Annotated in this window: 8 protein-coding genes; 5 read left to right on the top strand and 3 right to left on the bottom strand. The window is 63.4% G+C overall.

What is annotated here, in order from left to right:
• Positions 1-1467: ATPase domain-containing protein (locus tag ABSG20_RS21780; protein ID WP_423866579.1), on the top strand; the 1467-nt coding region annotated here is incomplete at its 5' end.
• Positions 1464-3518: an ATP-binding protein gene (locus ABSG20_RS21775; protein ID WP_423866578.1), complete on the top strand. Its 2055-nt coding sequence runs from the start codon at positions 1464-1466 to the stop codon at positions 3516-3518. The genes ABSG20_RS21780 and ABSG20_RS21775, both read left to right, overlap by 4 nt.
• Positions 3519-3659: 141 nt before the next feature.
• Here the strand turns inward: ABSG20_RS21775 and ABSG20_RS21770 are convergent, their stop codons facing one another.
• Complete coding sequence (locus tag ABSG20_RS21770) at positions 3660-5222, bottom strand: AMP-binding protein (RefSeq protein ID WP_423866577.1); 1563 nt, start codon at positions 5220-5222, stop codon at positions 3660-3662.
• A 110-nt stretch (positions 5223-5332) separates the two neighbouring features.
• On the opposite strand from ABSG20_RS21770, the gene ABSG20_RS21765 reads away from it, so the two are divergent.
• The 3 genes from ABSG20_RS21765 to ABSG20_RS21755 all read left to right on the top strand — a co-directional run bounded on the left by ABSG20_RS21765 (position 5333) and on the right by ABSG20_RS21755 (position 7460).
• Entirely contained in the window at positions 5333-6307 is a 975-nt protein-coding gene (locus tag ABSG20_RS21765; protein ID WP_423866576.1) for an NAD(P)H-dependent flavin oxidoreductase, read from the top strand.
• A gap of 119 nt (positions 6308-6426) precedes the next feature.
• On the top strand, positions 6427-6675 hold the full coding sequence (locus ABSG20_RS21760; RefSeq protein ID WP_423866575.1) for a hypothetical protein: 249 nt from the start codon (positions 6427-6429) through the stop codon (positions 6673-6675).
• Between the two features lie 131 nt (positions 6676-6806).
• The gene (locus ABSG20_RS21755) at positions 6807-7460 is read left to right on the top strand and encodes a hypothetical protein (protein WP_423866574.1); all 654 of its coding nucleotides are present in this window, start codon (positions 6807-6809) and stop codon (positions 7458-7460) included.
• Between the two features lie 40 nt (positions 7461-7500).
• Here the strand turns inward: ABSG20_RS21755 and ABSG20_RS21750 are convergent, their stop codons facing one another.
• Entirely contained in the window at positions 7501-8595 is a 1095-nt protein-coding gene (locus ABSG20_RS21750; protein WP_423866573.1) for a DUF2336 domain-containing protein, read from the bottom strand.
• Between the two features lie 26 nt (positions 8596-8621).
• Positions 8622-9543, bottom strand: a 922-nt coding sequence (locus ABSG20_RS21745) for a putative bifunctional diguanylate cyclase/phosphodiesterase (RefSeq protein ID WP_423866572.1), incomplete at its 5' end; no start/stop codon positions are given.

Here is a 9543-nt window from a genome sequence, read left to right as displayed (position 1 = left end):
AAAACCGGGATTTGGGGGCTGGATAATATTCTGTCCGGCGGTTTTTCGCGTGGCCACGTTTTCCTGGTGGAAGGCGCGCCCGGAACCGGCAAGACCACGGTGGCCCTGCAATTTTTGCTGGAAGGCGCCAAGGCCGGGGAAAAATGTCTCTACATTACCCTGTCGGAGACCGAGCGCGAATTGCGCGATGGCGCCACGTCCCATGGCTGGTCGCTGGACAACGGCATCGAAGTTTTCGAATTGCTGCCGCCCGAAAGCCTGCTCGATTCCGAGCAGCAGCAAAGTCTGCTCTATTCATCGGATCTGGAACTCGGTGAAACCACCAAGCAGATTTTCGAAGCCGTCGATCGCGCCCGCCCAAACCGGGTAGTGCTCGACAGCCTGTCGGAGATCAGGTTGCTGGCGCAAAGTTCGCTGCGCTATCGGCGCCAGATTCTGGCGATCAAGCATTACTTCGCGAAATTCAATACGACGCTGATGTTGCTCGACGATCTTACGGCGGACATCGCCGACAAGACCGTGCACAGCATCGCCCATGGCGTGCTCCGGCTCGAGGAGCTGGCACCGGCCTATGGCGCGGAGCGGCGCCGCGCCCGCATCATCAAGTATCGCGGCGTCAAGTTTCGCGGCGGTTATCACGATGCCACCATCACGACCGGCGGCCTGAACGTGTTTCCGGGGCTGGTGGCATCGGAATATCGCAGCAATGTTGTACGCCGCAGGATGTCCAGCGGTATTGCCGAATTCGACCAGCTGCTCGGCGGCGGCGTCGAGACCGGTTCCAGCACCCTGGTGCTGGGTCCCGCCGGCACAGGCAAATCGCTGGTCGCGATCATTTTTGCAGCTGCCGCGATCGCGCGCGGCGAAAAGGCGGCGCTGTTCGTGTTCGACGAGGAACTCGGCCTGTTGTTTTCGCGGATGAAGGGTCTCGGCATCGACCTCGAGGCGTTGCAGCGCAGCGGCGATCTGTTTATCGAACAGGTTGACGCGGCCGAGCGGTCGCCCGGCGAATTCGCCCATCTGGTTCGCATGCGGGTCGATGAGGATCACATCAAGACCGTCGTGATCGACAGTCTCAACGGCTATCAGGCGGCGATGCCGGAGGAGAATTCCCTGGTCCTTCATATGCACGAACTGCTGCAATATCTCAACCGCCGGGGCGCGGCGACATTCATGACCGTGGCGCAACATGGTCTGGTCGGCGATATGAAAGCGCCGGTCGACGTCACGTACCTTGCCGACACCGTGATCCTGCTGCGTTATTTCGAGGCGCTGGGTTCGGTGCGGCGCGCAATGTCGATCATCAAGAAGCGCACCGGGGCCCATGAAACGACCATTCGCGAGTTCCGCATCGATGGCCGTGGACTGACGATCGGCGAACCGCTGGACGGGTTTCAGGGCGTGCTTCACGGCGTTCCGGCCTACGTCGGCGAATCCCAGCCATTGCTGCAAGAGTTGGTGCGGTGAGGTCAGATGCATCCTCCGAGCGTGCCGTCATTCTTGCGCCGACGGGACGCGACGCCGCGGTCGCCGCCGCGCTGATCAAGGAAGCGGGCTTCTTCGCCAATGCTTGCGGCAACGTTGTAGCGCTGATGCATGAGATCGAACGCGGGGCGGGCCTCGCTGTGATCGCCGATGAGGCGATCAAGACGGCGGATCTGCGCGGCCTGACGCGCTGGCTGGGCGATCAGCCGTCATGGTCCGATTTTCCGATCGTGTTGTTGACGCGTCAGGGTGGCGGCCCGGAGCGCAATCCGGACGCGATGCGGCTCGGACAGGTGCTGGGCAACGTCACCTTCATCGAGCGACCGTTCCATCCTACAACGCTGGTGAGCGTGGTCGGCTCGGCGGTCAGGGGCCGGCGGCGCCAGTACCAGACCCGCGCGATACTTCAGGACCTCACCGAAAGCGAAGGCCTGCTGCAGACCGCGCTGGATGCCGGTCATCTCGGCGCGCTGGAACTGCACCTTCCGGAACTGGAGCTCGAAGCCTCCGACACCTGCAAGAGATTTTTCGGACGCGTCCCCGGCGAGGCGTTTTCCTATCAGGATCTGAAGGCTTCGGTTCATCCCGAAGATCGGGCGCGACGTTCGGAGGTGCTGGAGCGGACCATCAAGACCGGCAGGGACTACAGTATCGAATATCGCAATATCTGGCCCGACGGTTCGCCGCACTGGGTTGACGTTCGCGCCCGCGTCGTACGCCGGCCCGACGGCAGCATCAAATCGCTGGTCGGGGTGTTATCGGACATCACCGCGCGCAAGGTTGCCGAAATCGAGCGGGAAAATCTGCTGGCCCAGCTGGCGGCCGAGCGCACGGCGCTGGCGGAACTGACGGCGACCCTTGAACAGCGGGTCGAGCAGCGCACCGCCGATTTGATGAAAGAAGTCGCAGCCCGCGAAATGGCGCAGGAGCAATTGCGGCAGGTGCAGAAGATGGAGACGATCGGCCAGCTTACCGGCGGCGTCGCACATGACTTCAACAATCTGCTGATGGCGGTGATGGGCAATCTCGATCTGTTGCGCAAGCGAGTACCCGACGACCCCCGACTGCACCGCTTGATCGAGGGCGCGCTGCAGGGGGCGGAGCGCGGTGCGTCGCTGACACAGCGTCTATTGGCATTCGCGCGACAGCAGGACCTAAGAGCGGTGCCGGTCGATCTGCGCGCCCTGATCCAGGGAATGATCGATCTTCTGGAGCGCTCGCTCGGACCGCGCGTCTTGCTGCGGCTCGATCTGCCCCAGGCGTTGCCCCCGGCGCGTGTCGACGCCAACCAGCTCGAACTCGCCGTGCTCAATCTGGCCATCAATGCACGCGACGCCATGCCGGAGGGCGGCTCGATCGATATCAAGGTCGGCGAGTATCAGGCAGCGGGTGATTTGGCGCTGGGGGCCGGACGCTTCCTGAAACTTTCGGTGATCGATACCGGCACGGGCATGACGCCTGAGATATTGAAGCGGGCGATCGAACCCTTTTTCTCGTCGAAGCCCCTCGGCAAAGGCACCGGGCTCGGCCTTTCGATGGTGCACGGGCTCGCCGTGCAGCTCGGTGGCGCGCTGCAGCTCACGAGCGCGGTGGGCAAGGGCACCACCGCGACATTGGTTCTTCCTGTCGCGATCAACGCGCCGGAAGCCGAGAGCCCGGTGCAGGTCGTGCAGAAGGTCAATCGTTCGGCGGTGATCCTGTTCGTCGACGACGATCCCCTGATTGCGATGTCGACCACCGAAATGCTGGAAGATCTCGGCCACCATGTGATCGGCGCCAGCTCCGGCCTGCACGCGCTCGATATCATCAAGAGCGGGCAGCCGATCGACCTGATGCTGACCGATCATGTGATGCCCGGCATGACCGGCGTCGAACTGGCGGCGGCATCGCGCGAGTTGCGGCCGTCACTGCCGATCCTGCTCGCGACCGGCTATGCCGAACTGCCCGAGGGCGGCCAGCTCGATCTGCCGAGGTTGGCAAAACCCTATCACCAGGACCAGCTGCGCGACCGGCTCGATCAGCTGCTGGCGTAGGATAACTTCTCCCTCTATTAACTGTGTTGGGGCATCTTGCCGGGCCGCTGATTCCTTGCCTGTTCTGGTTGCGCAGCTACAGCAGACGCGAACCTGCTTGCAGCGGCGAAGGGGGCCGTGCGGCTCTCCCGCAAACCGCCGCTATCCCACCATCCGGTCGCGTCCGGCCCAGAAGCCGGCCCTCAGCAGTTTCTTGTCGACCTTGCCGACGCCGGTCATCGGCAGCTCCGTGACGAATTTGATGTGTTTTGGCGCATGCGCCGAACCCTTGCGCGCCTTGACCAGACTGATGAGTTCCTCTGCGTCCGGCCGGGCGCCTTCGCGCGCCACCACAACCGCGGTGACGGCCTCGCCCCATTTGTCGTCGGGCACGCCGACCACGGCGACCATCGCGACATCGGCATGCTGCGACAGCACGTCCTCGACCTCGCGCGGAAAGATATTGAAGCCGCCGGAGACGATCATGTCCTTCTTGCGATCGAGGATGAACAGATAGCCGCGCTCGTCGGCGCGCGCGATGTCGCCGGTGTGCAGCCAGCCGTTCTTGAGGGTTTCTGCTGTTTGTTCGGGCCGCTTCCAGTATTGCACCATCACATGCGGCGCGCGCACGCAGATCTCGCCGGCCTCGCCGGTTGCGACCTCGTGGTCGTGCTCGTCGAGGATCCTGACGTCGCAGGCGGCGATCGGGAAGCCGCACGACAAAAGCAGTTCCGGGGTATTCCGATCGTGGTCCGCCTTGCGCAGCACGGAGACCGGATAGCACTCGGTCTGGCCGTAAAGCTGCGAGAAAACCGGGCCGATCCGCATCATGCCCTCGACCAGCCGGCTAGGCGACATCGCCGAGGCGCCGTAGAGCAGCAATTCGAGCGAAGAGAGATCGGTCTTGTCGAGCGAAGGACTGTCGAGCAGCACGTAGATCATGGTCGGCACGAGCAGGGCAAAGTTGATATGCTCGCGCTCGATGGTCGACAACACCGCGTCGGGATCGAAACCCCTGAGCATGTGCACGGTGCCGCCGCGCATCAGCGAAGGCAGCACCTTGGTGCCGGCGACGTGGCTGATCGGCGCCACCGTGAGATAGCGCGGCTGATCCGGAATTTCGAAGTCGGACAGGATCGCACTGGCGAAGACGCCATACTCGCGATGCGTGCGCAACGCGCCTTTGGATTTCCCGGTGGTGCCGCCGGTATAATTGAGCGTCGCGATATCGTCGGGGACGGCCAGAGAAATCGGACTCGCCGTGCCCGCCTTTTCGATCGCGGCCAGCAGATCGACGCCGTAACTGGCCGCGCCGAGCGTGAAGACGGTCGTCAGGTTGGCGGCCCCGGTGGCGAGGTCGCCGCCGCGGTCGCGGAACGCAGCCGCGTCGACCACCAGCATCCGGCTATCCGAATCCTCGAGTTGAAAGAGCTGATCGTCAAGCGAACCCAGCGGATGCAGCCAGGTGATCGCGAGCCGCGACAATTGCGCCGCGACCCCCGCGCACCAGCTGTCGGCCCGGTTGGCGGTGAGGAAGGCCACGCGGGTGCCCGGTGCCAGTCCAAGATGCATGAACACCTTCTGCATGCGCCCGATCAGTTCGGTGGCGCCGCCATAGGTGATCGATCCGCCCGGCCAGCTGAAGGCGATTCGCGACGGGTAGCGCGCCAGCGCCCGCAGGGTTTGCCCGCCGGCGGTCGGAAAGGCTGAGAGCGGATCGGACATGGTTCCTCCGGAGTTTTGTCATCGGCCTTCGGTCGTGCCATCTTAGCAAAACGCTAGCACAGCCAGGCCCGGGTGCGGAACGCAAACTGATCGGATCGGGGAACCAGATTTTGGATGGCACTGATAAACTCGCGCGCTTTCGCGACCGACTGAGCCTGCCGCTGATCGCGGCGCCGATGTTCCTCGTCTCCGGCGTCGATCTCGTGGTGGCCGCTTGCCGCAACGGCGTGATCGGCGCTTTCCCGACGGTGAATTGCCGAAGCTCCGAACAATTGGATGCCTGGCTTGGCGACGTCGAAGGGCAATTGCAGCGTTGTTCAGATCGCACTGGCAAGCCTTCGGCGCCGATCTGTCCGAATTTGATCGTGCACCGGTCCAACGCGCGACTCGAACAGGATCTGCAGGTGCTGCTGCGACACAGTCCCGAAATCGTCATCACCAGTGTCGGCTCGCCGCTGCCGGTGCTGGCGCCGCTGCACGACGCCGGAGCGCTGGTGCTCGCCGACGTCGCCAGCATTCGCCATGCCGAGCGCGCAGCCGCGGCCGGCGCCGATGGGCTCGTGCTGCTGACCGCCGGTGCCGGCGGTCAGACTGGCTGGCTCAATCCATTCGTTTTCGTTCGTGCCGTGCGGGCGTTCTTCGATGGGCCGATCGTGCTGGCGGGAGGCATCGGTGACGGCCATGCGCTGCGCGCGGCGCGGGTGCTCGGCTGCGATCTCGGCTATATGGGCACTAAATTCATCGCAACCGCCGAGAGCATGGCCGACGACAGATACAAGCAGATGCTGGTGACGAGCAGCGCCGACGATATCCTGCTGACGACGGCCTTTACCGGCCTGCAGACCAATATGCTCAGGCCCTCGATCGTCGCTGCTGGTCTCGACCCTGATCACCTGCCGCAACGGGGCGCGATCGACATCGGCAGGGATATCGACGTCGGCGCGCGCGAGCAGCGCCCGGCGCGCTGGCGCGAGATCTGGAGCGCCGGGCATTCCACCTCTGCCGTGACCGAGGTGCTTTCCGTCGATGAGCTCGTCGCATGCACCATCGCCGACTACCGTGCCGCCGGGGCGCGAATATTCTAACCGCTGAGGCCGGCCTTAACGCTCCATTAACCGTGCCTGCCCCAAGAATCTCCCGCCAAGGCCGTTCACCGCTGCTGTGGCCGGCCGGGTTCAAAGCGGTCGTTCAAGGGGAATGTGAGATGGATATCGACGCTTTTTCTGCCAAGAGGCTGGCGACCCTCGACGAGATCAGGAACCGGGTCGCCCATGCGCTGGAGCGGCATCCGCTGTGCCGCAGCGTGCAATTCGACATTGTCAGCACGGCCCGCACAAGCAAAGGAGGCAACTGGACCGTCAGCCTACTTTCGATTGTGCCCGACGCGCTGTGGGAGGCGTCCGATATCGTCGCCGACATCCAGGATGCCTACGATCTCTCTGTTGCGGCCTGATTCTTGCTCACCGGAGCGCTCTCGGCCGCCGTCTAAATTAAGGAAACCGCAGCAGCGGCACGGTAAAGCCATAATTAATGCCCGATTTGTCGGGAAGGTGGCCTTGGTTTGTTGACCGAACGGAGAACCGCTTGACCAAAGCCGTTGCATTGATCGCGCTGACCTGTTTGCTGGTCGTGGGTGCAGCCGCCGCCAGCATTCTCGGCCGCGACAGCGTCCCGGCGGCCCGGCCGGAGATGGCCGCAGCCGTCGACAAAGGCCCGGTCGCAAACAGGGCGAGCAAGCAGGACCGGCTGACGGTCGGCACGGTGACGCCGGCCTCAGTGGAAGTTCAGCCGACCGCGGCATTGAGCGATACGCTGCGGCAGGCCTATGCATCCAGCGCGCCGGTTGACCTCGCCGCGCCGAAGCTCGCGGCCGCGGCGACGATGCCGGTGCCGCCGAAGCCGAAGCCCGCCGTTAGGCCGCTGCTGCAAAAGACTTATGCGCTGCTCAGTGATGTGCAGATCGCCGGCATCAAGGAACGCCTGAAACTGTCTTCCGACCAGGAATATTACTGGCCGGCGGTGGAAGATGCGTTGCGTGCCATAGCCCGCAAGATCCACGCCACCCGCCAGGGCGATCCACGCTCCGGCATGCCGCCGATCGATGCCGACACCGCCGAAGTGCAGCAGCTGAAGTCGGCGGCGATGCCGCTGTTGTTTCAATTGCGCGAGGACCAGAAGCAGGAAGTGCGTACGCTCGCCCGCCTGATCGGGCTGGAAAAGGTGGCCGCGCAGATTTGAGTGCCGGCAGATCGGCAAACGGCCACGAATGGCGCTTGCCTTACTGCGCCTGGTCATGCTCCGCGCTGGCCCGGAGCCGGTAGAATTTCAGGGCCGTCTCCGCGGTACTGGCTTTTAGGCGCATATAGCTGGCAAAGTCTTCGTCGAGTGCAGAAGCAGCCGGCGGCTGGTTTGGCTGCTTCAGCATGATCAGCGGCTTGACGGTCGGCCACGAAAGCCCGATCGCCTTCGCGATGATCAGCAATTGCTCGGACCGCTCGCTGAGCAAGGCGCGTTCGATCGTGCCGACCGTCAGCTCGGAAAGGTGGGCAAGGGCCGCGACCACCTTGGCGAAAGCGCCGGCATTGGCAAAATCGAACAGGGCCCTTTCGTCGAGCGCACCGGCTTGCATCAGCCGGGACACGATTGAAAACGCATCCCTGAACTCCGACGAGTTGTTCCTGGTCGCCGACCGGATGCTTTCCAATGCCCCATCGAGGGTTGCCCGGATCGATCTGGCGTCCCGTGGCCGGGCCAGTTCGAGCTCGTTTCTCAGCTCCTCGGACGCGGCCTGGAACAGGCGGGTGAGCTCCCGTGTCGGCACGTCTCTCCGGTCCCAGACAAATCTTGCGATCCGCGGATCCCCGATCGACTTATCGATCAGCATCGAAAGACCACCCGCCGAGAACTGACTTCCCGCGTTTTCGGCCAGCCTCGCAATGACGAGATCGTTGCCGCGATCGACCAGCACGTCGGTGACGCCTTCGGGCACTTGCTGTCGCTTGGCGATGGCCAGAAGATGAGGCTGGCTCATCGTTTTGGCGTTTTCGATCAGTGTGGCTTCGTCCAGTCGGCTGGAATGGGTCAAGACAGGGGCTGCGACGTCGGCCGCGCTGTCAAACGCGAGCTTTCGCATCACGTCCGCGGGGGCGTCTGTACTGAAAGCCAGTCTCTCACCAAGTTGCGCGCGTTCCTGATGCTCGACATTCGCCATCAGTCTGCCCATCACATCGCCAAAGACCTCGATCTGATCGTCGCTAAAGCTGCCGGATCCGATCAGGAACAGGTCGGTGACCCGTCGCAGCATGTCAGCGCGTCGCGCCACGCTCTTGCTGGCTAATGCATCCTCCAATTGGGTTAACAGGCTGGTCTGCATGGCGCCCCTCTCTCTCAGCTGTCGGTTCAAGCGGTGTGACGATGGAGATGCGATGGAGCATCCATGGCAAGGCTGCGCTGGGGCCGGCCAAAATAATATCCCTGGCCGTAAGTCACCCCGGCCGCCCGAAGCAGTTCCATCTGTTCGGATGTCTCCACCCCTTCGGCCGTCGTCTCTATGCCCAGCCCCTTGGCGAGCGCCAGCATGGAAGCGACAACCGCGGCACATTCCTTCCGGGTCGCCATGCCCTGCACGAACGACTTGTCGAGCTTGATCTTGCCGAACGCGAAGTTGGTCAGATAGGTCGCGGACGAATAGCCGGTGCCGAAATCGTCCATCACCATGGTGATGCCGACGTTCCTCAGCTGTCGAATGGTCTGGGCATGGTTACCCTCGTGGTCGAGCAGCACCGATTCCGTCAGCTCCAATTCCAGCCGCGCCGGCGGCAGTCCGGTGTCGACGAGGGTGCACAAGACGACGTCGAATAGATTGCTCTTGGTAAACTGGATCGCCGAGATGTTCACGGCAACCTTGAGCGGCTCCTTCCAGGACGCCGCGTCGCTGCAGGCCTTTTGCAGGATCCACTCTCCCATGGGAACGATCAGGCCGGTGCTCTCCGCGAGTGGAATAAATTCGTCGGGTGAGATCAGTCCCCTGATTGGATGGCGCCACCTGACCAGCGCTTCCGCAGCGCAGACGGCGCCGGTCGCAAGCTCCACCACGGGCTGATAGTGCAGTTCGAACTCCTCGCGCTGCAGGGCATCGCGCAGATCCAGCTCGCGCGCCTTCTGGTCGTCGTCAGACGCGGACATGCTGGTGTCGTAGATCCGGAAATCGTTTCTCCCCGCGGCCTTGGTGGCATACAGAGCCAGATCGGCCTTGCGCATGAGATCGGCCGGCACGCGGCCATGTTCGGGACAGAGCGCGATGCCGATGCTGGTTCCGACG

This window comes from Bradyrhizobium sp. (assembly GCF_049512235.1).
Classification (GTDB): Bacteria; Pseudomonadota; Alphaproteobacteria; order Rhizobiales; family Xanthobacteraceae; genus Bradyrhizobium.
This window is presented reverse-complemented; position numbering and strand designations above follow the sequence as displayed.

Bases quoted from the DNA above. Each gene is read 5' to 3' on its own strand.
- ABSG20_RS21760 (WP_423866575.1), top strand. From the start codon at position 6,427: ATGGATATCGACGCTTTTTCTGCCAAGAGGCTGGCGACCCTCGACGAG.
- ABSG20_RS21770 (WP_423866577.1), bottom strand. From the start codon at position 5,222: ATGTCCGATCCGCTCTCAGCCTTTCCGACCGCCGGCGGGCAAACCCTG.
- ABSG20_RS21750 (WP_423866573.1), bottom strand. From the start codon at position 8,595: ATGCAGACCAGCCTGTTAACCCAATTGGAGGATGCATTAGCCAGCAAG.